The organism is Luedemannella flava (assembly GCF_039528515.1).
GTDB classification, from domain to species: Bacteria; Actinomycetota; Actinomycetes; order Mycobacteriales; family Micromonosporaceae; genus Luedemannella; species Luedemannella flava.
Genome location: NZ_BAAALT010000101.1, coordinates 35,196 through 58,042, shown reverse-complemented (window position 1 = coordinate 58,042; position 22,847 = coordinate 35,196). Strand labels below are relative to the sequence as shown.

The following is a 22,847-nucleotide window of genomic DNA, read 5'->3' as shown; positions in this document are numbered from 1 at the left end:
GCCAGCGCGGCCAGCGGCGCCGACGTCGCGACCACCCCGACCCGCGGCCCGGCCGGCAGCGGCTGGGCGGCGAGCAGGGCGCCGACGTCGAACAGCTCGCCGACCGTGTCGACCCGGATGATGCCCGCCCGCGCCACGAGCGCCGCGACCGTGCCGGAGTCGGCGCCCGGATCGGTCGGGCCGGCGGCGACCGCGACGATCGGCTTCTCCCGCCCCAGCACCCGGGCCACCCGGGAGAACTTGCGCGGGTTGCCCAGCGTCTCCAGGTAGAGCAGGACGACGTCGGTGGCCGGGTCGTCCGTCCAGTACTGCAGCAGGTCGTTGCCGGACACGTCGGCCCGGTTGCCGGCCGACACGAACGTCGAGGAGCCGAGTCCGCGCCGGCGCGCCTCGGCGAGCAGCACCGCGCCGATGGCCGCCGAGTGGCAGAACATGCCGACGCGGCCCGGCGGCAACGGCGGCGCGAGGCTCGCGTTGAGCGCCCCGGCGCGTTGCACGCCCAGGCTGTTCGGCCCGATGAGGCGCAGCCCGGCCCGGCGGACGGCGGCGACCAGGTCGCGCTGCGCGTCCGACCCGGTCGGGTCGCCCAGCCCGGACAGCGCCGCGTCGCCGAACCCGGCGGAGACGACGATCAGCCCGTGCCCGCCGGCGGCCGCCAGGTCCGCCACCACACCGGCGACCTCGGACGCCGGGGTCGCGACCACGGCCACGTCCACCGGTCCGGGTGCCGCCGCGGCCGACGCGACGGCCGGAACGCCCGCGACCGGGGCGTCCCCGACCACGCACAGCGAGCCGTCGAACCCCGAGTCCACCAGGTGCCGCAGCACCGTCGCGGCGCGGCCGGCCCCGTCGGGACGTACTCCGTAGAAGGCGAAACCACGGGGGGCCAGCAGGCGCGCGATCGAGGCCGCCTCGGTGCGCTGCTCGCGCCGCCACTGCACGGCGACCGACCGGTCCGTCGGCGCGACGGGGAACGTCAGGTGCACCACCCCGTCCGCGTAGGCGCGGGTCACCTCGAAACCGGCGTCGGAGAAGACGCGGACCATGGCGCCGTTCGAGGGCAGCACCTCGGCCACGAACCGGGTGATGCCGGCCTCGGGCGCGGCGGCCGCGAGGTGCTCCAGCAGCACCGAGCCGATGCCGCGCCCCTGGTGGGCGTCCTCCACCACGAACGCCACCTCGGCGTCGGGCGAACCCTTCCCGAGCCGCTCGTAGCGGCCGATCGCGATGAGCTGCCCGCCCGAGGCGACCACCAGGGCCTCGCGGTCGCGGTGGTCGACGTTGACGAACCGCCTCAGGTCCGCGGCGGGAATGCGGGGGTACGGGGAGAAGTAGCGCAGGTAGCGGGTGCGCTCGGAGAAGCGTGAGTGCAGCGCCACGACCGCGTCCGCGTCGTCCGCCCGGATCGGTCGGATGTGGACGGTCGCGCCGTCGGCCAGCAGCACATCCGCCTCGCGCGCCGGCACGGTCAGTCCCGCGGGTCGTACGGGTCGAGGCCGTGCAGCGGGAACACCGCCCGGCGGGTGGCGCGGACGGCCCGGTCGACCGGATGGTCGGAGTCCGGATCCCAGGCGGTCACGGTCGTGTCGCCGAAGTCGGTCATGCTCGGCGGCACGTCGCCGGCCACGCGGCGCGCCCCCGGGGACAACTCCGTCAGCCGTTGCGCGGCCAGCGCCCGCCACTGCGGCGGGGTCGGCCGGCCCGGCTCCAGCGGCTCGCCGGTGACCGTCGCGAGCAGGTGCGCCCAGGCCCGCGGCAGGGCCACCACCAGGGCGTACCCGCCGCCGCCGGTGGCCACCCAGCGGCCGTCGCACAGTTCGACCGCGAGGTCGCGGACCGCCAGTTGGGCGGCGCGCTGGCCGTCCACGGTCAGCCGCAGGTCGGCGAGCGGGTCGAGCCGGTGGGTGTCCGCGCCGCACTGGGCGACGATCAGCTCCGGCCGGAACGCCCGCAGCAGCGCCGGCACGACCGCGTGGAACGCGCGCAGCCACCCCTGGTCGCCGGTGCCGGCGGGCAGCGCCACGTTCACCGCGCTGCCCGGCGCGTCCGGGCCGCCGGTCTCGTCGGCGAAGCCGGTGCCCGGGAAGAGGCTCAGCGGCGACTCGTGCAGGCTGATCGTGAGCACGCGCGGGTCGTCGTAGAAGATCGCCTCGACGCCGTCGCCGTGGTGCACGTCGATGTCGACGTACGCGATCCGTTGCGCGCCCAGGTCGAGCAGGCGCGCGATGGCCACGGCCGGGTCGTTGTAGACGCAGAACCCGGCGGCCTTCGCCGGCATGGCGTGGTGCAGCCCGCCGGCGATACTGGCGGCCGCGGTCGCCTCGCCCCGCCAGACCGCCTCGGCGGCGGCGAGCGTGGCGCCGGCGACCAGCGCGCTCGCCTCGTGCATGCGCTCGAACACGGGGTTGTCGCTGGTCCCCAGGCCCCAGCGGCCGTAGGCCAGCGCCGACCGGGCGTCGCGGGCGGCGGCGCGCACGGCGTCGAGGTACTTCGCGTCGTGCACCCGGGTCAGCGCCGCGTCGTCGGCCGGCTCGGGCGCGACCACGCGCACCCCGGGCCGGTCCAGGACGCCGAACTCGCGCGCGAGCGCCATGGCCAGCTCGACGCGCACGGGGTTGAGGGGATGCTCGCCGAGGTCGTACCCCAGCAGCTCCTCCCCCCACACGACCAGCGTTGTCACGTGTTCTCGCCCGTCGCCACCGGACGGTCGGGGTCGGCGACCCAGTTGCTCCACGAGCCGACGTAGAGGGCGGCGTCGGTGCGGCCGGCCGCGTGCAGCGCGAGGACGGTGCGGGCCGCGGTGACGCCCGATCCGCAGTAGGCACCTACGGGGCGGTCACTGTCCACTCCGGCGGCGGAGAACGCGGCGGCCAGGTCGGCGACCGGCTTCAGCCGGCCGTCGGGACCCGACAGCTCGCCGACCGGGAGGTTCACCGCGCCCGGCACGTGACCCGCGACCGGGTCGACCGGCTCGGTCTCACCCCGGTAGCGCGGCGCGACCCGCGCGTCCAGCAGCACCCCGGCGTCCGCGAGCGCCACGGCGCCCGCCGCGTCGACGACGGGCAGGCCGCCGGGGCGGACCTCGATGTCGCCGGCCGGCGGGGTGACCTCCTCGTCGGTTACGGGCCGGTCCTGCGCGGTCCACGCGGCGAAGCCGCCGTCGAGGACGCGTACGTCGTCGTGGCCGGCCCAGCGCAGGGTCCACCAGAGGCGGGACGCGGCCTGGCCGTCGCCGTCGTCGTACGCGACGACCGGATGCCCGGCGCGCACCCCGGCGGCGCGCAGGACCCGCTGCAGCGCGTCGGGGTCGGGCAGCGGGTGGCGCCCGCCGGCACCCGGCGGGCCGCACAGCTCGGCGTCGAGGTCGACGAAGACGGCGCCGGGCACGTGACCGGCCCGGTACGCGTCGCGCCCGGGCGGGCCACCGAGCCGCCAGCGCACATCGAGGACCGTCGGCGGGTGGGGCTCGGCAAGCTGGGCGGCGAGCGTGGCCGCGTCGATAAGCGTCACCCGGCCAGTCTTCCACCTGCCGGCGGGCGTCTCGCCGCGTAGGTGTTGTCAGTACGGCCAGGTAGCATTCAGGTCGGGAGGGCACCCACTGTGAATGATCTTGTTGACACTACCGAGATGTACCTCAGGACCATCCTCGAACTCGAAGAGGAGCAGGTCCCACCCTTGCGCGCGCGCATCGCCGAGCGGCTGCACCAGTCGGGCCCGACCGTGAGCCAGACCGTCGCCCGCATGGAGCGCGACGGGCTGCTCAACGTCGAGGGTGACCGGCATCTCGCGCTCACCGACCTCGGCCGCGCCAAGGCCGTGGCCGTGATGCGCAAGCACCGCCTCGCCGAGCTGCTCCTGGTCAACGTCATCGGCATGCCCTACGAGGAGGCCCACGAGGAGGCCTGCCGCTGGGAGCACGTGATGAGCGAGGCCGTCGAGCAGAAGGTCTACGAACTGCTCGGCCGGCCCACCCGTTCCCCCTACGGCAACCCGATCCCGGGTCTGGACGAGTTCGGTCCGCTGGCCGCCGAGACGGCTGCCGGCGACACGGAACGCAACCTCGGCTTCCCCGGCCTGACCGGCACCGTCGTGGTGACCCGCATCTGCGAGAGCGTGCAGACCGACGCCGACGTGCTGCGCCAGCTGCACGCGGCCGGCATCGACCCGGGCGCGAAGGTCGGCGTGGCCCACGAACGCGACTCCGTCATCGTCGAGCGCGACGGCGACGAGGTCCGTCTCCCCCGCGAGATCGCCTCCCGCTAGTCCCCCGCACCGCCTGCCGACCCGCCGCTACGCGGCGGGTCGCTCCGCATCCAGGCCCGCCTGCGGCTGCCTTTCCACGGTTTGTGGCCATAGGTGGTGCGTTATGGCGGCGCGGACAACACACCTATGGCCAATAACCTGCGGTCAGAGGTTGGCGAAGGCGATCTTTTTCGCCAGGGTGACGATCTTCGGGGTCATCGACGTCACGTCCTCGGGGGTCGCGGACGCCGGGAACGTGAAGCGGAGGACCATCGCCTTGGTCGCCGTGAGCCAGCCGACCTCGATGCGCGGGCCGTGGTCGCCGCTCGCGGCCGACGTGGTCTGGTAGGCGACCTTGCCCAGCTCGGTGACGGTCTTGGCGCCCTTCGGCACGAGGGCGGACTTGTAGATCGCCGTGTCCGAGCCGATCGCCGCGACCGAGAAGGTCAGGTCCGGGTACGTCTCGCCGGACCTCGTCACCGCGCACGTGAACGTGTGGTCCTTCTGACCCGACCCGGCGATGTCGAACGTCAGCCCGGTCGCCTCCGCGATCACCGCGAAGTCGAGCAGCTGGCACGCTCCCCCGGCGGCGGGCGCCGCGTACGGGCGCGGCGGCGGCTCGGTCGGCGCGGCCGCCGCGCCCTTGTCGCACCCCGCGCCAAGGGCCGCCAACAGCACGACGACGCCGAGCCCGAGGACCCGTCGTCCACCGTCGCGCATGTGCAGTCCCCTCCCAGGAGCCGTCCGATCGCCACAACCTACGCCCGACCGTGCGGTCGGCGCATCCGCCGTGCCCTACTCGTCGAACTGCGCCACGATATGCCGGGCGATCTCCAGCGAGCTGGTCGCCGCGGGCGACGGGGCGTTGAGCACGTGGACCTGTCCGGGCGCCCGTTCGATGAGGAAGTCGTCGACGAGCGCGCCGTCGGCGCGGATGGCCTGGGCCCGCACGCCCGCGCCCGACGGCACGATGTCGGCGGTCGTGAGCTCGGGGACGAGCCGGGCGAGGCTCGCGGCGAACCGCGTGCGGGACAACGACCGGCGCACCTCGGTGAGCCCGTACGCCCAGTGCCGGCGGGCGAGCCGCCACAGCCCGGGCCAGGCGACCTCGTCGACGACGTCGCGGGGCCTGATCCGGCTCCAGCCGTAGCCCTCGCGGGCGAGCGCGAGCACCGCGTTGGGGCCGGCGTGCACGCTCCCGTCGACCATCCGCGTGAGGTGCACGCCGAGGAACGGGAACTGCGGGTCGGGCACCGGGTAGATGAGGCCGTTGACGAGGTCGCGCCGGTCCTCGCGCAGCTCGAAGTACTCCCCACGGAACGGGATGATCCTGGCATCCGGCGACAACCCGGCGAGCCGGGCGATCCGGTCGGAGTGCAGGCCGGCGCAGTTGACCAGGCGGTCGGCGACGACGTCGCCGGACGTCGTCTGCACGACGGTGGTCGCGCCGTCGCGGCGCAGCCCGGTGACCCGCACCCCGAGGCGCACCTCGCCGCCGACCTTCACCACGAGGTCGGCGAGCACGCGGCACACCTCGGCGTAGTCGACGATCCCGGTGGACGCCACGTGCAGCGCCTCGACGGCCGCGACGTGCGGCTCGTACTCGCGGGCCCGGTCGCCGTCGAGCAGCGTCACCGGCAGCCCGTTGGCCAGCGACCGCTCGTGCAGCGCGCGCAACCGGGGCAGTTCGGCGGAGTCGGTGGCGACGATGAGTTTGCCGGTGACCCGCGCGGCGATGCCGTGCTCGGCGCAGAACTCCAGCATGGACGCCTGCCCGGAACGGCACATCGTGGCCTTGAGGCTGCCCGGTCTGTAGTAGACACCGGCGTGGATGACGCCCGAGTTGTGCCCGGTCTGGTGGGCCGCGACGCGCGGCTCCTTCTCCAGGACGGTCACGGTCGCGTCGGGGTAGTCGAGGGTGATCCGGTGCGCGGTGGCCAACCCGACGATGCCGCCACCGATCACCACATACCGCGCCATCGGACCGCCTCCCGCCTGGCCCGGCGCCGCCGACCGGGCTGACGTGAGCCTAGGTCCGCCATCCCGGCGCCGGCGACCGGGGTACGGCCGCCGGCACCACCCGTCACACCGTGGCGGCGACCGCCCGGGGCAGCCCCACTCTGGCCGAGAACGCGGCGGCGAGCAGGCAGAGCACCCCGGCGCCCGCCCACGCGAGCGCGTAGTCACCGCGCACATCGCGCAACACCCCCGCGGCGGACGCGGCGACGGCCGCGCCGATCTGGTGCGAGGCGAACACCCAGCCGAACACGATGGGCCCGGCCTCGCCGAAGTGTGCCCGGCACAGGGCGATGGTCGGTGGCACGGTCGCGATCCAGTCCAGCCCGTAGAACACGATGAAGCCGACCATGCCGAGGTGCACGGCGTCGCCGAGCACCGCGGGCAGGAACAGCAGCGACACCCCGCGCAGCGTGTAGTAGACGACGAGCAGCACGCGCGGGTCGAACCGGTCGGTGAGCCAGCCCGACAGGACCGTGCCGACGATGTCGAAGACGCCGACGAGCGCGAGCAGCCCGGCGGCGGTCGTCTCCGCCATGCCGTGGTCGTGCGCGGCCGGGATGAGGTGTGTGCCGATCAGCCCGTTGGTGCTGGCGCCGCAGATCGCGAACCCGGCCGCGAGGAACCAGAACGCCGGCGTCCGCGACGCGCGCCCCAGCTCCCGCAGCGCCCGGGCGGCCACCCCGCCCGCCGCCGGCGTCGGCGGCGCGATGACCGTGTCGTCGGTCGCCCCGTAGGGCCGCAGCCCCACGTCGGACGGCCGGTCGCGCAGCAGCAGGAGCACGAGCGGCACGACCGCCAGCGCCGCGACGGTCACCGTGAGTGCCGCGCTGCGCCACCCGCGCTCCCCCGCCAGATTCGCGAGTACGGGCAGGAAGATGAGCTGCCCGGTGGCCCCCGCCGCGGTGAGTACGCCGGTGACGAGCCCGCGCCGGGCGACGAACCAGTTCCCGGTCACCATGGCCACGAAGGTCAGCGCCATGGACCCCGTGCCGAGGCCGACGAGCACGCCCCAGCAGAGCACGAGCTGCCAGGACTGGGTCATGAACACGGTCAGCCCGCTGCCGGCGGCCACGAGCAGCAGCGCGAACGTCACCACGCGCCGGATGCCGAAGCGCAGCATGAGCGCCGCCGCGAACGGCGCGGTGAGGCCGAACAGGACGAGGTTGACGCTGACGGCCGCCGAGATGGTGCCGCGCGACCAGCCGAACTCGTCCTGCAACGGCGCGATGAGCACGCCGGGCGTGGCCCGGAAGCCGGCCGCGCCGATGGTCGCCACGAACGCGACCGCCGCCACCCACCAGGCCCGGTGCACCCGGCGGCGGGCCGGGACCGGCGTTGTCACTGTGCTCTCTGTTATCACCACGGACCAATGATCACCGGATCCGTACCGACGGACGAGTGGCCGGAGAGCCACTATGTGAAAGAATCGGGCCATGCCCTTCCCCACCGACGGCCGCCACAAGGTGGCGGTGCTCGTCCTCGACGGCGTCGTCCCCCTCGACCTCGGCATCCCCGCGCAGGTCTTCAACACGGCCCGCGACGACGCGGGCCGGCGCCACTACGCCGTGCGCACCTGCACCCCCGACGGCGGCCCCGTGTGGTGCACCGGGGGCTTCAAGGTCCTGCCCGACGACGGGCCGGAGATCCTCGCCGAGGCCGACACGGTGATCATCCCGGGCATCAGCACCGACCACGCGGCCCTGTTCGTCGACGGCGACCTCACCGCGGTCGAGCGGGCGGCGCTCGCCGTCGCGGTCCGCGCGCCCCGGCTCATGTCCATCTGCACCGCCGCGTTCGCGCTCGCCGAGATGGGCGTGCTCGACGGCCGCCCGGCCACGACCCACTGGTTCTACGTGGACCGGTTCCGGCGGCGCTTCCCGCGCGTACTCCTGGATCCTGATGTGTTGTTCGTCGACGACGGGGACGTGTTGACCTCGGCCGGGGTCGCGGCCGGCCTCGACCTGTGCCTGCACGTCGTGCGGCGCGACCACGGCTCCGAGGTGGCCAACCGGGCCGCGCGCCGCTGCGTGGTGCAGCCCTGGCGCGACGGCGGGCAGTCGCAGTTCATCGAGCGGCCGGTGCCCGCCGCGAACGGCAGCGCCACGGCCGCGGCGCGCGAGTGGGCCCGCCACCGGCTGCACGAGCCGATCGACCTGGACGCCATGGCGCGCGCCGCGCGGATGAGCGTGCGGACGTTCACCCGCCGGTTCCGCGAGGAGACCGGGCTGAGCCCCAACCAGTGGCTGCTCGCCGAGCGCGTGGAGCACGCCCGGCTGCTGCTGGAGACCACCGATCTCGGGGTCGACACGGTGGCCCGGCGGGCGGGCTTCGGCACGGCCGTGTCGCTGCGCGCCCACCTGCACCGCACGGTCGGGGTGTCCCCCGCGACCTACCGCCGCACGTTCCGCGCGGGCGCCGTCACGGCGTGACGCCCCGCTACGGGGTCCAGGCGCCGTCCGGCGGGGCGAGCAGTTCGGTCATCGCGGCGGCGAAGTCGTCGAACGTCTTCAGGTCCGCGACCCGGTCCCGGTAGCGGCGGAACGCGTCCGAGTAGTGGTCGGCCAGGGTGGCCACCGCGGCGAGCGGCTCGGGTGACCGGACGCTGAGGAAGCTCATCCCGCCCGCCTCGATGTCCCGCACGATCGAGAGGTCGACCACGAGGTCGCCCGGATGCAGCAGCTCCGCCAGGCAGGGGCGCATCACGCCGGCCAGGGCCGTCTGAAGCCGCTGCGGGTCGGCGACACCGAACAGGGTCACCTCGGAGCTGAGGTCGAAGCTCACCGCCACGTCCAGGGCCGTGAGCTGCCGGAACTCCGTCAGCGCGAACAGGCCGGCGAAGTCGGCGTGCTCGCGCTCCCACGGGTCGGGCGGCGGTTGCAGGCGCACGCACGACCGGGCGGGCACGAAACCGATGTCCGCGTCCGCCCAGGTGTCCCGCTCGGCGTCGACCTTGTACTCCCACAGGACCAGCGGGACCGCCGCGCGGTCCACGCCGAGCAGCAGGGCCGCCTTCTCGCGGTAGTAGCTCGGCGTGGCCCGGCGCTGCCGGCCCTCGGTGAGCGCCCAGGCCAGCGCCCGCCACACCGCCAGGGCCTCGCCGCCCACGTTGTTGACGCCGAACCGGAAGAACGGGCTCAGCTCGGGGTCGGTCGGATAGTCCTGTTCCCACAGGCCCGGCCACGCCGGCGACGGCACGTCGGCGCCGCTGACCGCGGCGACGTAGGTGTGCAGCCCGTCGCGGTGCTCGTGGTCCAGCCGCAGGAACGGCTCGGGGTCCGGCATCAGCCCAGCATGCCAGCGTCGCTGTTACGCCGGGGTGACGACCAGGTCGGCGGCCTGTCGCAGGCGAGCCTTCTCGTGCAGGTCGAGGTGGAGGACCCGCTCGCCGGGGGCCCCGTCCGGCCGGGCCGGCAGGGCGTGCAGCCGGGTGTGCAGGTCGGCGAGCATCCGCACGCCGGCGCCCGGGTCGATCCCCCCGGACACCAGCGCGCTGAGCATGGTGACCCCGTCGAGCCGCTCCATGACGAGCTCCGGCCCGTCGGATCCGTGCACGGCCGGCACCGGGTAGCCGTGCCCGCCCACGTAGGTCATGATCGCCGCCTCGCGGGCCGTGTCCCAGCTCTCGCGGTAGCGGCGCACGACCCGCTCACCGTCCACCGCGAACACATCAGCGGTACGCCCGGAACCCAGTCGCTCCACGCCGCCGACCCTATGCGAACGTCAGTCCTCGACGACGAACCAGGTTCGCCCGTCGATCAGTTCGCGGACCGCGTCGAGGTGGCCCGCGTGCGTGGCCGTCTCCGTGATGACGTGCAGCAGCAGGCCCCGCAGCGGCCGGCTCGGGAAGTGCTCCCCGAACTGCGCCGCGGGCCACCAGCGGGGCTCGGCATCCAGCGGCGTACGCGCGATGACGGCGTCCGCGAGCGCGATCTCCTGCCGGTAGAGGTCGAGGATCTGCCCGGTCGTCGCGCCCGCCGGCACCTGCCAGGCGTCGGCGCCGTCAAGGAGCTCGACCTGCTCGCCGTCAACGACCGCGCGGAACCAGAACCGCTCGACATCCAGCGCCAGGTGGTGCACGAGGCCCAGACAGCTCCACCCGGTCGGCAGCACCGGCCTGCGCAGATCCTTGTCCGACAGACCCTCCAGCGCACCCAGGATGTGCTGACGCTGCCCGTTGAGGGTCGTGAGCAGCAACTCCTTCTCGGTCATGGACTCTCCCTACACGCGACATGTCCTCGGACATTGGACGCACCAACCGACGGGAATTCATCGGAGCCGGTCACCCGAACCACGTCATCCCCTGCCCATGCGGGCGGGTGTAGGCGAGCGGCCGACCGTCCAGGGACAGCACGTTGTGGAACGTGTCGCTCGGCGGCTCCGGCAGGTCGTCGTGGACGACCACGTCGGCGGCCTCGCTGGACAGCCAGTGCCCCGGCAGTCCCTTGACCAGGTCGATGAACGCTTCCCTGCGGTCGCGCGGCACCTGGTAGAGCACCGAGGTGTGGTAGACGACGAGCGTGGCGTCGCCCGGCGCCTTCGCGGCCAGCGCCGGCAGGTCGTCGACGAGGTCGCCGCGCACGAGCTGCGGCGGGTCGGCGGCCGCGACCGCGGCGGCGGCGCGCAACCGGGCGCGGCGGTGCTCGTGCTCGGGCCAGATCAGCGGGTCCAGCCACGCCACGTCGTCGGGGTCCGTCACGCGTAGCGGATTGAGATCCAGCCCGGCCCGCCACGCGACCTCGGGCAGCCGCTCCGGCGGTGCGACGCCCGTCAGCTCGCACTCCAGCACCGGCTCCCCGGTGCCGAGCACCCGGTCCCCGTAGCGGTACGAGTACCGGTCCAGGAACAGACTCAGGCCGGCCGCCGCGCCCACCTCCAGCAACGCGACCGGTTGCGGCAACGCCGCGAGTACGGGCACCAGGAACGCGCACCGGCCGACCTCGTTGGTCTGCGTCGCGCGCACCCGCAGCTCGTCCGCGATCGCGGACCAGTTCGCGACCACGTAGTCGTGGAAGACCGCCGGATCGTCCACGGGACCGCCGAGGAGGCGCACCACCCCGTACAAGAGGTTGGGTTGACGTTTGCCCTCGGGCAGCGACGCGAGGAGGCCGAGCACCTCGTCGTCGTGGGCGACCGCCCGCGAGAGGCGTTCGTAGGCCGGGGAGACGCCCCGCGCCTCGCGTAGGCCGAATTCGGCGTAGTCCGCCGCGATGGTCATGCGCCCATCATGCCCGCCGCGAAATTTCCGCGGTGCTGTCGATTCCGGTCGGGGTCGCTCGTCGGTAGGGCGAAGGACACTTCCCGAGGAGGACACCATGGCCCGGTACGGCATCCTGATCTACTCGCCGGCTCCCGCCGACCCGATGGCGCTGACGCCGGCGGACCTTGAGGAGCTGGAGCGCTACCCCGCCCAGATCGAGGCGCTGGGCGGCAGGGCGGTCACCGGCTTCGCCTTCCAGCCCAGCACGGTCGCCACGGCGGTCCGCGGCGACGAGGTCGTCGACGGCACCTTCCACGACACCCGCGAGGTGATCGCCGGCTTCTTCATCCTCGAGGCCCCCAACCTGGACGTGGCCATCGCGATCGCCCGCCTGAACCCCGCCACCCGCGACGGCGCCGTAGAGATCCGGCCCCTCCTCGCCCCGCCCGCGTAGCCCGCATTTCCGGCGTTTGGACCGTTACGCCGGTTATTCCGCCCGGAACAGCCGATGGCACGGTCCACACGCATGGAACACTCTCCTTCGTGGAGGGTGGCGTGCGGTGGTCCGTGTCGACGTGGCGGCAGGGCGTGCCCGCGGCGGCGTCCGACGCGCGGGGGACGGTGCTCGACCGGGTTGCCGCGCGGGTGGTCGCGCGGAGCGCCGGACGGGTGCGGGTGGGGATCGATGGACTCACCGCGGCCGGGAAGACGAGCTTCGGGCATGAGCTGGCCCTGCGCGTGAGCGCGTTGGGACGGCCGGTGCTGCGGGCCAGCCTGGACGACTTCAAGCGGCCCTGGGCCGAACGGCACCTGTATGACCGGATGTCCGGTGAGGGCTACTACCGCAACGCGTTCGACTACGACGCTGTCGTCCGACTGCTTCTCGAACCGGCAGGTCCGTCCGGGTCCGGCGCGTGTGTGCTCTGCGCGATCGACCCGCTCACCCAGCGTGGTCATCGGGACGTGATCTCTGTCGCGGCCCCGGACGCGGTCCTCATCGTTGACGGCGTGTTCGCGTTCCGGCCGCAGCTCAACAACCACTGGGAGGTCCGGATCTGGGTCGACGTCGACGAGGCCACGTCGATCCGCCGGGGCACCTCCCGTGACTCCGCCCGCGAGGGCGCGGCGGCCGAGGCGTTGCACCGTGACCGGTACCTGCCCGCCGAGCGGATCTACCTGGCCGAGGTCGACCCGCTGAGCCTGGTCGACGTGATCGTCGACAACACGACATTCGACGAGCCCCGCCTCCTGCGGGGCGGCTAGGCGTTGCCCGTGTTTGGCATCCTCAGGCCATGACCGGCACCACCTACGGCACCCCCCGCACCCCCCGCCGCCTGCGTCGACGGACACGTGTCCTGCTCATCGTCGGGTTGGTGGCGGTCATGGGCGTCGCGGTGGGCGCCGTGGTGCTGTTCTGGCCGGCCGGCCCCCGCCCGTTGTTCCAGATGCCCGTGGCGTGCGGCGAGAAGTGGCGCCTGAGCACGTACCCGGGCCACGGCGAGTTCGACGTCGACCTGATCCCCACGGAGGGCTCCGCGTGGGGCCGCCCGGTCTACGCGTCGTACGCGGGCGAGGTCATCGAGGCCGGCATCAACGGCGGCCTGGGCAGCCGCACGCCCGACAATCCGGATGGAAAGCGCGGTTCGGGCGGCGGCTACTGGGTGAAGATCGACCACGGCGGCCGCTGGACGACGCAGTACCTGCACATGCTCGAACCGCCGATGGTCACGGTGGGTCAACACGTCGAGCAGGGCGACCAGCTCGGCAAGGTCGGCAGCACCGGCAACTCCAGCTCCCCGCATCTGCACTACGAGCAGCGCCGGGGCGTGCAGAAGGTCGAGTCGTACTTCGACGGCAAGCCGTCCGGGATCACCACGGACGACGCCGAACACATCCTCTACCGCACGTCCAACAACTGCCCCTGACGCGCGGGCCGGAGCCGGGCAGTGCCCGGCCCCGGCCCGCACGCGTCACTGGTCGATGGTGAACATGCTCTCGGGGATCCCGGCGACCTCGACGCTGCGCCAGATCGAGCGCCACTGCGGCAGTTCGTGGTAGCGGCGCAGCTCGGCGAGGCCGCCGAGCCACCCGACCCAGCCCGCGTACGGCGGGTTGTCTGGGTTGAACCCGCTGTGCTTCAAGGTAAGCCGGGTCTTGCCGTGCGAACCTTCCAGCTCCCAGGTGGTGGTCTCGCCGTCGACGAACCGTAGGCTCGCCTTGCGGCCCGGCTCGAACTCCACGAACTTGGCCCCGCCCGGGTCCATTTCGAACCCGCCCATGGCGAAGCGGCCGCCCACGTAGGGCTCGATGTCCACGTGGGCGCCGAACCACCGGCGGAAGTGCTCCGGCTGGACCATCGAGTCGAACACCTTGTCCGGCGCGGCGTCGATGAGGACCGACGTGCGCATGTCGCTGGACGTGAAGTCGCACGCCGGCGTCAGCTCGCGGCCGGCCAGATAGTCGGCCAGGTTGGCGATCGCCAGCGACCAGAACGTCTGCACCGCGCCGCGGGCACCGGCCCTGTCGTGGATCACGTCCTCGAAGCTGGGCAGGTCGCTCTGGCTCAGCGTGACCAGCGTGCCGTCCTCGTCCTCGGCCAGCTCGAACTGCGACGTGGTCTCCACGCCGTCCACGGTCCAGGCGAGCCGGAGGGTCCGCTCGTCCACGTGCAGCACGCGCTGGTGCGGCTCGGCGCCGTCCGGCGTGGTCCGGCCCCAGAACTGGTATGTCCGTGGCAGGTCGACCTCGGCGTGCTCGGCCAGCCACACCCGCAGGGCGGCCGGGTCGGTGAGCGCCTCGTACGTGACCTTCAACGGGGCCGGCATGACCGCGCGCAGGCGCAGGTCAAACTCGGTCATCGGGATCTCCCTTCGGATAACAGGCGACGGCCAGGCGGAACGCGTCGCCCTCGGCCCCGCCGTAGCGGGTGAACAGGTCCTGCAGCGTCCGCTGCAGCTCGTCGAGGAACGCCTTACGTTGCTCCGGGCGCAGCCGGATCTCCCCGGACACGCCGATGGAGGGCAGGTCCGGGCGGGTGAGGTCGAGCGCGGCGATGTCCGCCTGGACGTCCTCCATCAGGTCGACCAGGTAGCCCAGGTTGAGCTGATCGCGGGTGCGGCGCAGCCCGATCCGGCCCACCAGGCTCGGGGACAGCCAGTAGGACCGGCCCGCCGCCTGGTAGATGCCCTCGGTGATGCCGCGCACCCGGCGCTCGGCGACCTGGCGCACCAGGCCGGCCTCCAGCAGGCGTTTCACGTGGTAGTAGACCCGCTGGGGGGTCTGGTCGAGCTCAACCGACACCTCGGTGCACGAGCGGGGCTCGGCGAGCTGCCGCAGCACGTCGATCCGCTGCGGCTTGAGCAGGGCCTCAGCCTGCTCGATCCGGTCGAGGTAGACGACATCTCTCATAGCGAAAACCAGTCTTTACGTAAAAAACTATTTTGTCAATGCCAGGTATCCGTAGGATCGCGAAGATGTCGGATCTTGCGGAACGGTTCGCCCGGCTCGATTCCGAGCGCGACGCGCGGAGGAGTGCGGCGACCGCGCTCGTCGCGCGCTGGGACTGGTACACCTGGCCGGGTCTTGATCTTCGTCCGTTGCATTTCGAACGGGACCTGCTCAGGGCCGGCCGCCGGCTGGACGCCCGACCGCCGGTCGATCCAGACGTACTGCGCATCGGCTTCGACGCGGACGGCCGCGCGGTGGTGACGGAGGAGTACAGCGGCTTCCTTCACGGTCGTCTGTACTACGAGACGTTCGTCCGCCACGACGGCGACGTGGTCGAGGCCGCGCACTTCGATCCGGACCAGCCCATCTATCTGCACGAGTACCGCTTCGCGGAGGGGTTGATGCGTTCGGCCGCCATGGTCGCGCGCCACGGTTCGGGGCGGGAAACGTACGCGTACACCGATGGCAGGATCAGCCGGGTCGAGATCGAGCACGACGGCGTGGCGCGTTCGGTCCTGACGGCCGAGCACGACGACCGCGGGCTGGTCAGTATCGTCGAGGTCATAGGCCGTGGGTCCAGGGTGCGCTATGAGCGGCCGCCGGCCGGCTTCGACCTCGAGGCGGCGTGCCGCACCATCGAGGACTCCTTGGTCACGCTGATCCCGGATGCCGTGGCGCGCCTGGTGGTCGATGGCCCCGTCGCCTGCGTCGCGTTGTGCTACTACCGGTCCGACGCGCTGTCCATCGAGGTCTACGCAGCCACGGAGGACGAGCGCGCCGCCCTGGCGGCGATCGACGCCCAGGCCGCATGGTCGCCGGCGGACTTCGATGCGAGTACAGACGTCGAGTTCGACCACGCGGGACTGGTGCGGCTGGTACGACAGGAACTCGCCCTGCTCGACGCCGGCGACCGTGATGCCGCCGCCGGATCCGAGGTCGGCCGGCGGATGTTGTGCGCGGTGGCGGCGCAGCTCAACCTCCGCGACTGGTCCGACACGCTGCCGGTCACCAACGACTTCGTGGTGTACGCGGTGGACCTCGAGCTGGTCGACCTCGAGCGAAACCTGGCCGACTGCCTGCCGCCAGACCGGCTCACCCAGCTGCGGGAACGCGGCCTACTGGGTGGATAGGGTCGCCGCATGTCGCGAACGCTCCCGCCTCTGATCACGGAGGCCGAGGCGCTGTCCGTTGCCGGAGCCGGACTCCACCGCTACGAGATGGGCCCAGCGCTGATCGGGGCGGGGCCGGACGCAACCGTGGTCATCGTCGGGTCCGGGGATAACCCCGGGGTCAGCGGCGTCCAGGACTCCACCAAGGTGCTCCTGCGCGGGGACAGGATTCCGGACCTTCATTCACGGTTCATATTCCGGGGTCCCCTGCCCATCCACGTCTTCGCCTACCTGAACCAGGGCTGCCTTCCCTTGGGCACCGCCCTATGCCGGGCAACAACGTCCTACTCTGCTGATTTCAACCACGCCGAACTGGAACTCGATCAGCCGCTGACGCGCGAGATGCTGGACGCGGTCCGACCGGTCCCGGCACCCGGGCCGGTGCCGGGGGTGGAGTGGGTCGGCCTCGTGGAATCGGATCCGATGCAGGCCCTGGAGTCGTTCGTCCTCGGCTGGTTCCCGGCCGAGGAGGACAAATTGACCCAGGAAGCGTGCACGGTGGGTGAGCTGGACAACCTGCCGGACGCACTGGCCGCCTACCACCGCCTGGCTCGACTCCGCCCGGCAATCCTGAGGTTTGTCGACCCGATACTGAAAGAGCCCAGGCGCGCTTCGGGACCACTCGGCGATCGGCTGATCTCTGCCGTGTGGAACGAGGGCGGGATGGACTGGTCCATCCCGTGGCCGCCGAGGAAGTCGGGTGAAGCCGACCCCCGCGTCTGGCTCACCGACGACCCCCGCGCTGTGGTGCCGGAGACGATCCTCGAAGCGGAGCCGCTCAGTCGCTTCCTCCTGCAGTTCACCCTCAACGAAGCCATGAATGCCGCCCCGTATCACGCATGGAGCTACTGCACGCCGACGGCACGCCTTGACGCGCTGTTGAGCATGCTGCTTCCCATCCCCCTGAGCCCGTTCCTGCCGACCTACACGGCCGAGCGGTTCTTCGTGACCCCGGGCTTACTCACGCAGGTCGGCGGCGACGAGAACGAGGCTTTCGTGAGCTTCGCTGCGCTCCACCGGGCGACCCTGACACCGTTACTCGAACACGGTTTCCGCTGGTCCCGCTTCGACGGGTAACGCATCAGGTGCCGGCGTACAGGTGAACGTGTTCAACCGCGTACGCCAGATCTTGTTAGTTGACGCTCGCTCCGGCCTGCGGGAAGCGGAGCCTCAATCCGGACATGCGGCTGCGAGGCGGTTGAGCACGGTCCGGGCAAGCGCGGCGAGTCCGGTTCGCAGGTCATGGTCGGCTCGCCCGCCGAGCTCGTCCTCGAGACGCCCGGCCATCGCGCTGACCGCCGGAAGCAGGTCGTTGAGCGGGCTGCCCGCGTGCCCCACCACGTAGAGGCGGTGAGCTCCAACCTCGGCGGGGATGGTCCGGTCAAGGATCCGTTCACAGGTGTCAGCCGCGACCAGTTCCACCGCGGTCGGCAGGTCCGGCTCGCAGAGCCCGAGTTCGGCGGCGACCGCCGCAAGGCGCCTACCCGCGTCATGCGGCGTAAGTGCCCGAGCCGACTCTGCCGCGAGCGCCACCACGGCGTCACCGTCGACACCTGCCACCAGCAGGTCGCAGGCCAGCATCACCGCATTGTGGGGGTCAGCGTCGTCGAGCAGCGCCCTAGCTAGCTCGACCCGCAGCCGGCGTAGAAGTCCCTCATCCACGACCCGAGGCTAGTGCGTGCCCCGCGATCATTCGCCGTCCTGGTAAGAGACCGAGGCCCTGACATGCAGGCGACACAATGTCCTGCCACGACGACCGCCCGACCCCTACAGGATCGGGCGGTCGTCGTAGTTGGGCCGCCGGTTCAGCTGCAGCCGCTGGTGGAGCCGCAGCCCTCGCAGACGTAGCAGCTGCCGGCGGGGCGCATCTTGGTGCCGCAGGTGAAGCAGAGCGGGGCGTCGGCCGCCTTGCCCTGCACCAACTCCAACAGCTCGGTGGAGCTGCCCGCCGCGCGGGTCGGGCGGACGGCCACCTCGGCGGCCGGCTTCTCGTCCGCCTTGTCCGCCTTGGCCCGGCCGGACTCGATGGAGACGCCCGCGGCGTACTCGACGAGGTCGAAGTCCTCCCCGTTCGCCTCGGCGCGGGCCTGGGCGGCGCGCTCGGCGGAGGTGAAGATGCCCAGCTCGGCGCGGCGCTCGACCGGGAGGTAGTCCAGGGCGAGGCGGCGGAAGATGTAGTCCATCACCGAGGTCGCCATGCGCAGGTCCGGGTCGTCGGTCATGCCGGCCGGCTCGAAGCGCATGTTGACGAACTTGGCGACGTACGTCTCCAGGGGCACGCCGTACTGCAGGCCGATGGAGATGGCGACCGAGAAGGCGTCCATCACGCCGGCCAGGGTCGAGCCCTGCTTGGACATCTTGAGGAAGACCTCGCCGAGGCCGTCGTCCGGGTAGGACGACGCGGTGAGGTAACCCTCCGCGCCGGCGACCGAGAACGACATGGTCTGGCTGGGGCGCTTCTTCGGCAGCCGCTTGCGCACCGGCCGGTACTCGATGATCTTCTCGGGCTCGGCGGCGGCGACCTCGTCGGCCTTCTTGCCGGGCTTCGCGTTCGACAGCGGCTGGCCGACCTTGCAGTTGTCGCGGTAGATGGCCAGCGCCTTGAGGCCGAGCTTCCAGCCCTCGAAGTAGATCTTCTCGACGTCCTCGACCGTGGCCGACTCCGGCATGTTCACGGTCTTGGAGATGGCGCCGGAGAGGAACGGCTGGGTGGCCGCCATCATCCGCACGTGGCCCATCGGCGCGATCGCCCGCTCGCCCATGGCGCAGTCGAACACCGCGTAGTGCTCGGTCTTGAGGCCCGGGGCGTCGACGACGTGGCCGTGCTCGGCGATGAACTCGACGATCGCCTCGACCTGCTCCTCGGGGTAGCCGAGGTGGCGCAGCGCCTGCGGGACGGTGCGGTTGACGATCTGCATGGAGCCGCCGCCGACCAGCTTCTTGAACTTCACGAGCGCCAGGTCGGGCTCGATGCCGGTGGTGTCGCAGTCCATCATCAGGCCGATGGTGCCGGTCGGCGCGAGGAGGCTGGCCTGCGCGTTGCGCCAGCCGCTCTTCTCGCCCAGCTTGTTGCCGCGCTGCCACTGGGCGGTCGCCTCCTTGGCGATCGCGGTGGCCACCGGCGAGGTCGGCTTGAGGTCGTCGCTCGCGGCCGCGTGCTTGCGCATGACGCGCTTGTGCGCGTCGGCGTTGCGGGCGTAGCCGTCGTACGTACCGACGACCGCGGCCAGCTCGGCCGAGCGACGGTACGCCGCGCCGGTCATGAGCGAGGTGATCGCGGCGGCGAGGTTGCGGCCCGGCTCCGAGTCGTACGGCATGCCGCTGGCCATGAGCAGGGCGCCCAGGTTGGCGTAGCCGATGCCGAGCTGGCGGTAGGCGCGGGTGCCCTCGCCGATCTTCTCGGTCGGGAAGTCGGCGAAGCAGATGGAGATGTCCATCGCCGTGATGATCAGCTCCACCGCCTTGACGAACTTCTCCACCTCGAAGCCGCCGTCATCGGTGCGGAACTTCATGAGGTTCAGCGACGCGAGGTTGCACGAGGAGTTGTCCAGCGACATGTACTCGGAGCACGGGTTCGACGCGGTGATGCGGCCGGTCTCCGGGTTGGTGTGCCAGTCGTTGATCGTGTCGTCGTACTGGATGCCGGGGTCGGCGCACTCCCACGCGGCCTGGGCCAGGTCGCGGAACAGGCTCCTCGCGTCGACGGTCTCGATGACCCGGCCGTCGAGGCGGCCGAGCAGCTCGAACGTGCCGCCGCTCTCGACGGCGCGCATGAACTCGCCGTTGACGCGTACGGAGTTGTTGGCGTTCTGGTACTGCACGGAGACGATGTCGTCGCCGCCGAGGTCCATGTCGAAGCCCGCGTCGCGCAGCGCGCGGATCTTGTTCTCCTCCTTGGCCTTCGTGGCGATGAACTCGACGATGTCCGGGTGGTCGACGTCGAGGATGACCATCTTCGCGGCGCGCCGGGTGGCGCCGCCGGACTTGATGGTGCCGGCGCTCGCGTCGGCGCCGCGCATGAAGCTCACCGGGCCGGACGCGGTGCCGCCGGACGAGAGCAGCTCCCGGGATGCGCGGATGCGGCTCAGGTTGACCCCGGCGCCGGACCCGCCCTGGAAGATGAGGCCCTCCTCCTTGTACCAGTCGAGGATCGAGTCCATCGAGTCGTCGACCGAGAGGATGAAGCAGGCGCTCACCTGCTGCTTGGACGAGGTGCCCACGTTGAACCAGACCGGCGAGTTGAAGCTGAACACCTGGTGCAGCAGCATCCAGGTCAGCTCGTGCTCGAACAGCTCGGCGTCGGCGTCGCTCGCGAAGTAGCCGTGCTCCTCGCCGGCGCGGCGGTAGGTGCCGACGACCCGGTCGATGAGCTGGCGCAGGCTCCACTCCCGCTCGGGGGTGCCCACCGCCCCCCGGAAGTACTTGGTGGTCACGATGTTGGCGGCGTTGACGCTCCAGAACTCGGGGAACTCGACGCCCCGCTGCTCAAAGTTGATCGAGCCGTCCCGCCAGTTGGTCATAACGACGTCACGGCGCTCCCACGTGACCTCGTCATAGGGGTGCACGCCCTCCGTCGTCCACACCCGGTCGATCCGCAGCCCTGCCGGCGTGCGTCCACGGCCCTTTTCCGCCCCCACGGCGCGTGTCATCTACCCCTGCCCCCACATAGTTCCTGGCGGCACCGCCGCCTGTTTTCGACTTCTAGCTACCCGGCGGAGCCGGGCTCCGCACGCAACGATTTGATCTCTCGCTCGAAGTCGTCGAGCGACTCGAACGCGCGGTAGACGCTCGCGAAGCGCAGGTACGCCACTTCGTCGAGCTCCCGCAGCGGACCGAGGATGGCCAGGCCGACCTCGTGACTGGGCACCTCGGCGGCACCCCGGGCACGGATCGTCTCCTCCACCCGCTGGGCCAGCAGCGCGATCGAGTCCTCGTCGACCGGACGCCCCTGGCAGGCCTTGCGAACACCGGACATGATCTTCGCCCGGCTGAACGGTTCGGTGACCCCGCTGCGCTTGACCACAGCGAGCACGGCCTCCTCGACCGTGGTGAACCGTCGGCCGCACTCCGGGCACGAACGGCGGCGGCGGATCAGCGCGCCGTCGTCGGCCTCGCGGGAATCGACGACGCGGGAGTCAGGGTGGCGGCAGTACGGACAACGCATGACAAAGCACCCCACTTTCGCGCACGACGACCCACCGATGCGGTCGCGTGCACCCGCGACAACACCGGTAGTGCGAATGAGTTCACTACGTAGCCACCCATAACCTCTGGGTAGCGATTGTGCGTCGGTAATCCACAACCTGTGGGTAACTGACACCGATGTAACTACTACATCTAGGGGTTGACCGTACGCCTTCCGGCCACCCGACGGCAAGCCGAACCGCCAAGTGGGACGGGTGTGTCGCCGGTCTCGGAGAACATACCCCTTGAACTACCGCATAACGGGTAGCCGCAACTCCTGTCCCGGCTGCACCGTGTAATCGTCGATGCCGTTCAGCTCGCGGATCGCCGCGACGGCGGCCCAGGGGTCGCGACCGGGCAGCTCCCGGGCCGCGATGCGCCACAACGTGTCGCCGGGTCGCACGACCGCGACCGGCGCGTCCGACACGGGTGCCGCCGCCTCGCCCGTGGTCGACACGACCACCGCGCCCAGCGTCGTCGTCGCCGCGATCAACAGACTCAGGACGACCGCTCGCCCCCGCCGCGTCAGCCGCAGCCCTCCGGCGTGTCCCATGGGAACTCCCTCGCCAGGGTGGATCTACCGTACAGAGGTTCGATCGAACTTCCGTACGATGTTGTATCACCTGTGCAAGATCGAGTCGAGGTACGCGGCACACATGTTCGACGCCACGCCGACGACACGCCGGTCGAACAGCTGTTTGAAAATCGGGCACATCGGCGTTACGGTCAGAGTCCAGCACGATTGCGGTGCGGCGCGGCACATCCAGACGCCGCGCCATCAACAACAACGTGCGACAACGACGACGGTGGCCACCGGCCACGGCCGACGGTCGGCGACGACCCCGGCGCCAATCGAGGGAGGACGGACGTGTCAACCGAAGACCGGGAGTCGCAGCCGAGGCGGGGCGCCGCCGCCCGCGCGGTGGAGGCGGTTTCCACTCCGTACCCGGAGAGCTTCGCGCCCGACCTCACCGACCGCCAGCGGCGCATCCTGGAGTACATGCGCGACATCGTGAGCCAGCGGGGCTACCCGCCCACGGTGCGCGAGATCGGCGAAGCGGTCGGGCTCGTGTCCCCCTCGAGCGTCGCCTACCAGCTCGGCGTGCTGGAGAAGAAGGGCTACCTGCGCAAGGACCCCAACCGGCCGCGCGCCGTCGACGTGCGCACGCCCGTCCAGGTGATCGAGGACGACGCGCGCAACCGGCCCCGCCCGGCCTACGTGCCGCTGGTCGGTCGCATCGCCGCCGGCGGTCCGATCCTCGCCGAGCAGTCCATTGAGGATGTCTTTCCGCTCCCCCGGGAGCTCGTCGGCGAGGGCACGCTCTTCCTGCTCCAGGTCAAGGGCGACTCGATGCTCGACGCCGCGATCTGCGACGGCGACTGGGTGGTCGTGCGTCAGCAGCAGACCGCGGACGGCGGCGACATCGTGGCCGCCATGCTCGACGGCGAGGCGACGGTGAAGACGTTCCGCCGCCGCGACGGCCACGTCTGGCTCATGCCGCAGAACCCGGCGTTCGACCCGATCCTCGGCGACGAGGCCGCCATCCTCGGCAAGGTCGTCGCCGTGCTGCGCCGCATTTAGTCACGGA

The 22,847-nt window shown here is 71.7% G+C and carries 24 protein-coding genes; 8 read left to right on the top strand and 16 right to left on the bottom strand.

Annotation, left to right across the window (positions count from 1 at the left end; genetic code table 11):
• The 3 genes from ABD211_RS17940 to ABD211_RS17930 form a co-directional block, all read right to left on the bottom strand.
• Positions 1-1,472 (bottom strand): GNAT family N-acetyltransferase (locus ABD211_RS17940; RefSeq protein WP_425560447.1); only part of this gene is annotated, 1,472 nt, incomplete at its 3' end.
• Positions 1,469-2,680: an acetoin utilization protein AcuC gene (locus ABD211_RS17935; RefSeq protein WP_344132800.1), complete on the bottom strand. Its 1,212-nt coding sequence runs from the start codon at positions 2,678-2,680 to the stop codon at positions 1,469-1,471. The genes ABD211_RS17940 and ABD211_RS17935, both read right to left, overlap by 4 nt.
• Positions 2,677-3,510, bottom strand: coding sequence for a sulfurtransferase (locus ABD211_RS17930; protein WP_344132797.1), 834 nt, complete (start codon positions 3,508-3,510; stop codon positions 2,677-2,679). Before ABD211_RS17930 ends, ABD211_RS17935 begins: the two co-directional genes overlap by 4 nt.
• 90 nt (positions 3,511-3,600) lie before the next feature.
• On the opposite strand from ABD211_RS17930, the gene ABD211_RS17925 reads away from it, so the two are divergent.
• Positions 3,601-4,263, top strand: coding sequence for an iron-dependent transcriptional repressor DtxR (locus ABD211_RS17925; protein ID WP_344132794.1), 663 nt, complete (start codon positions 3,601-3,603; stop codon positions 4,261-4,263).
• 144 nt (positions 4,264-4,407) lie between these two features.
• Here the strand turns inward: ABD211_RS17925 and ABD211_RS17920 are convergent, their stop codons facing one another.
• The 3 genes from ABD211_RS17920 to ABD211_RS17910 all read right to left on the bottom strand — a co-directional run bounded on the left by ABD211_RS17920 (position 4,408) and on the right by ABD211_RS17910 (position 7,675).
• Positions 4,408-4,962 (bottom strand): hypothetical protein, encoded by a 555-nt coding sequence (locus tag ABD211_RS17920; protein WP_344132791.1) that lies wholly within the window; start codon positions 4,960-4,962, stop codon positions 4,408-4,410.
• Between the two features lie 75 nt (positions 4,963-5,037).
• Positions 5,038-6,222: an L-2-hydroxyglutarate oxidase gene (lhgO, locus tag ABD211_RS17915; protein ID WP_344132789.1), complete on the bottom strand. Its 1,185-nt coding sequence runs from the start codon at positions 6,220-6,222 to the stop codon at positions 5,038-5,040.
• A 103-nt stretch (positions 6,223-6,325) separates the two neighbouring features.
• On the bottom strand, positions 6,326-7,675 hold the full coding sequence (locus ABD211_RS17910) for an MFS transporter (protein WP_425560444.1): 1,350 nt from the start codon (positions 7,673-7,675) through the stop codon (positions 6,326-6,328).
• 19 nt (positions 7,676-7,694) lie between these two features.
• Between ABD211_RS17910 and ABD211_RS17905 the strand changes: the two genes are divergently transcribed.
• Positions 7,695-8,690, top strand: a complete 996-nt coding sequence (locus ABD211_RS17905) for a GlxA family transcriptional regulator (RefSeq protein ID WP_344132784.1) — start codon at positions 7,695-7,697, stop codon at positions 8,688-8,690.
• A 7-nt stretch (positions 8,691-8,697) separates the two neighbouring features.
• On the opposite strand, the gene ABD211_RS17900 is transcribed toward ABD211_RS17905, so the two are convergent.
• The 4 genes from ABD211_RS17900 to ABD211_RS17885 form a co-directional block, all read right to left on the bottom strand.
• Positions 8,698-9,543, bottom strand: coding sequence for a hypothetical protein (locus ABD211_RS17900; protein WP_344132781.1), 846 nt, complete (start codon positions 9,541-9,543; stop codon positions 8,698-8,700).
• A gap of 24 nt (positions 9,544-9,567) precedes the next feature.
• Positions 9,568-9,960 (bottom strand): phosphotransferase family protein, encoded by a 393-nt coding sequence (locus ABD211_RS17895; RefSeq protein WP_344132778.1) that lies wholly within the window; start codon positions 9,958-9,960, stop codon positions 9,568-9,570.
• A gap of 21 nt (positions 9,961-9,981) precedes the next feature.
• Positions 9,982-10,470, bottom strand: coding sequence for a DinB family protein (locus tag ABD211_RS17890; RefSeq protein ID WP_344132775.1), 489 nt, complete (start codon positions 10,468-10,470; stop codon positions 9,982-9,984).
• A gap of 70 nt (positions 10,471-10,540) precedes the next feature.
• Positions 10,541-11,476 (bottom strand): DUF2332 domain-containing protein, encoded by a 936-nt coding sequence (locus tag ABD211_RS17885; protein ID WP_344132772.1) that lies wholly within the window; start codon positions 11,474-11,476, stop codon positions 10,541-10,543.
• 97 nt (positions 11,477-11,573) lie between these two features.
• Between ABD211_RS17885 and ABD211_RS17880 the strand changes: the two genes are divergently transcribed.
• The 3 genes from ABD211_RS17880 (at position 11,574) to ABD211_RS17870 (ending at position 13,383) form a co-directional block, all read left to right on the top strand.
• Entirely contained in the window at positions 11,574-11,912 is a 339-nt protein-coding gene (locus ABD211_RS17880) for a YciI family protein (RefSeq protein WP_344132769.1), read from the top strand.
• A 101-nt stretch (positions 11,913-12,013) separates the two neighbouring features.
• Positions 12,014-12,721, top strand: coding sequence for a nucleoside/nucleotide kinase family protein (locus tag ABD211_RS17875; protein WP_344132766.1), 708 nt, complete (start codon positions 12,014-12,016; stop codon positions 12,719-12,721).
• A 29-nt stretch (positions 12,722-12,750) separates the two neighbouring features.
• Positions 12,751-13,383, top strand: a complete 633-nt coding sequence (locus ABD211_RS17870) for a M23 family metallopeptidase (RefSeq protein WP_344132763.1) — start codon at positions 12,751-12,753, stop codon at positions 13,381-13,383.
• 45 nt (positions 13,384-13,428) lie between these two features.
• Here the strand turns inward: ABD211_RS17870 and ABD211_RS17865 are convergent, their stop codons facing one another.
• Both ABD211_RS17865 and ABD211_RS17860 read right to left on the bottom strand, forming a co-directional pair.
• A complete protein-coding gene (locus ABD211_RS17865) occupies positions 13,429-14,316 on the bottom strand; it encodes an SRPBCC domain-containing protein (protein WP_344132760.1) in 888 nt (295 codons plus the stop codon).
• Positions 14,303-14,866, bottom strand: a complete 564-nt coding sequence (locus ABD211_RS17860; RefSeq protein WP_344132758.1) for a helix-turn-helix domain-containing protein — start codon at positions 14,864-14,866, stop codon at positions 14,303-14,305. The genes ABD211_RS17865 and ABD211_RS17860 overlap by 14 nt, the downstream gene beginning before the upstream one ends.
• A gap of 65 nt (positions 14,867-14,931) precedes the next feature.
• On the opposite strand from ABD211_RS17860, the gene ABD211_RS17855 reads away from it, so the two are divergent.
• Positions 14,932-16,035 carry a hypothetical protein gene (locus ABD211_RS17855; protein ID WP_344132755.1) on the top strand — a complete coding sequence of 368 codons (1,104 nt, stop codon included), beginning with the start codon at positions 14,932-14,934 and terminating at the stop codon, positions 16,033-16,035.
• A 9-nt stretch (positions 16,036-16,044) separates the two neighbouring features.
• Entirely contained in the window at positions 16,045-17,151 is a 1,107-nt protein-coding gene (locus tag ABD211_RS17850) for a hypothetical protein (RefSeq protein ID WP_344132752.1), read from the top strand.
• A 93-nt stretch (positions 17,152-17,244) separates the two neighbouring features.
• Here ABD211_RS17850 and ABD211_RS17845 read toward each other — a convergent pair whose 3' ends face one another.
• The 4 genes from ABD211_RS17845 to ABD211_RS17830 form a co-directional block, all read right to left on the bottom strand.
• A complete protein-coding gene (locus ABD211_RS17845; RefSeq protein WP_344132748.1) occupies positions 17,245-17,736 on the bottom strand; it encodes a hypothetical protein in 492 nt (163 codons plus the stop codon).
• Between the two features lie 143 nt (positions 17,737-17,879).
• Entirely contained in the window at positions 17,880-20,723 is a 2,844-nt protein-coding gene (locus ABD211_RS17840) for a vitamin B12-dependent ribonucleotide reductase (RefSeq protein ID WP_344132745.1), read from the bottom strand.
• 56 nt (positions 20,724-20,779) lie between these two features.
• Positions 20,780-21,238 carry a transcriptional regulator NrdR gene (nrdR, locus tag ABD211_RS17835; RefSeq protein ID WP_344132743.1) on the bottom strand — a complete coding sequence of 153 codons (459 nt, stop codon included), beginning with the start codon at positions 21,236-21,238 and terminating at the stop codon, positions 20,780-20,782.
• 270 nt (positions 21,239-21,508) lie between these two features.
• Positions 21,509-21,811 carry a LysM peptidoglycan-binding domain-containing protein gene (locus ABD211_RS17830; protein ID WP_344132740.1) on the bottom strand — a complete coding sequence of 101 codons (303 nt, stop codon included), beginning with the start codon at positions 21,809-21,811 and terminating at the stop codon, positions 21,509-21,511.
• 315 nt (positions 21,812-22,126) lie between these two features.
• Between ABD211_RS17830 and lexA the strand changes: the two genes are divergently transcribed.
• On the top strand, positions 22,127-22,840 hold the full coding sequence (gene lexA, locus ABD211_RS17825) for a transcriptional repressor LexA (RefSeq protein WP_425560443.1): 714 nt from the start codon (positions 22,127-22,129) through the stop codon (positions 22,838-22,840).
• The last annotated feature ends 7 nt before the right edge of the window (positions 22,841-22,847 follow it).

Excerpts from the sequence above, each read along its gene's own strand:
- ABD211_RS17855 (WP_344132755.1), top strand. The coding sequence starts at position 14,932 with ATGTCGGATCTTGCGGAACGGTTCGCCCGGCTCGATTCCGAGCGCGAC.
- ABD211_RS17905 (WP_344132784.1), top strand. The coding sequence starts at position 7,695 with ATGCCCTTCCCCACCGACGGCCGCCACAAGGTGGCGGTGCTCGTCCTC.
- nrdR (WP_344132743.1), bottom strand. The coding sequence starts at position 21,238 with ATGCGTTGTCCGTACTGCCGCCACCCTGACTCCCGCGTCGTCGATTCC.
- ABD211_RS17870 (WP_344132763.1), top strand. The coding sequence starts at position 12,751 with ATGACCGGCACCACCTACGGCACCCCCCGCACCCCCCGCCGCCTGCGT.
- ABD211_RS17850 (WP_344132752.1), top strand. The coding sequence starts at position 16,045 with ATGTCGCGAACGCTCCCGCCTCTGATCACGGAGGCCGAGGCGCTGTCC.
- ABD211_RS17900 (WP_344132781.1), bottom strand. The coding sequence starts at position 9,543 with ATGCCGGACCCCGAGCCGTTCCTGCGGCTGGACCACGAGCACCGCGAC.
- ABD211_RS17920 (WP_344132791.1), bottom strand. The coding sequence starts at position 4,962 with ATGCGCGACGGTGGACGACGGGTCCTCGGGCTCGGCGTCGTCGTGCTG.
- lhgO (WP_344132789.1), bottom strand. The coding sequence starts at position 6,222 with ATGGCGCGGTATGTGGTGATCGGTGGCGGCATCGTCGGGTTGGCCACC.
- ABD211_RS17840 (WP_344132745.1), bottom strand. The coding sequence starts at position 20,723 with ATGACACGCGCCGTGGGGGCGGAAAAGGGCCGTGGACGCACGCCGGCA.
- ABD211_RS17880 (WP_344132769.1), top strand. The coding sequence starts at position 11,574 with ATGGCCCGGTACGGCATCCTGATCTACTCGCCGGCTCCCGCCGACCCG.
- ABD211_RS17830 (WP_344132740.1), bottom strand. The coding sequence starts at position 21,811 with ATGGGACACGCCGGAGGGCTGCGGCTGACGCGGCGGGGGCGAGCGGTC.
- ABD211_RS17865 (WP_344132760.1), bottom strand. The coding sequence starts at position 14,316 with ATGACCGAGTTTGACCTGCGCCTGCGCGCGGTCATGCCGGCCCCGTTG.
- ABD211_RS17885 (WP_344132772.1), bottom strand. The coding sequence starts at position 11,476 with ATGACCATCGCGGCGGACTACGCCGAATTCGGCCTACGCGAGGCGCGG.
- ABD211_RS17860 (WP_344132758.1), bottom strand. The coding sequence starts at position 14,866 with ATGAGAGATGTCGTCTACCTCGACCGGATCGAGCAGGCTGAGGCCCTG.
- ABD211_RS17890 (WP_344132775.1), bottom strand. The coding sequence starts at position 10,470 with ATGACCGAGAAGGAGTTGCTGCTCACGACCCTCAACGGGCAGCGTCAG.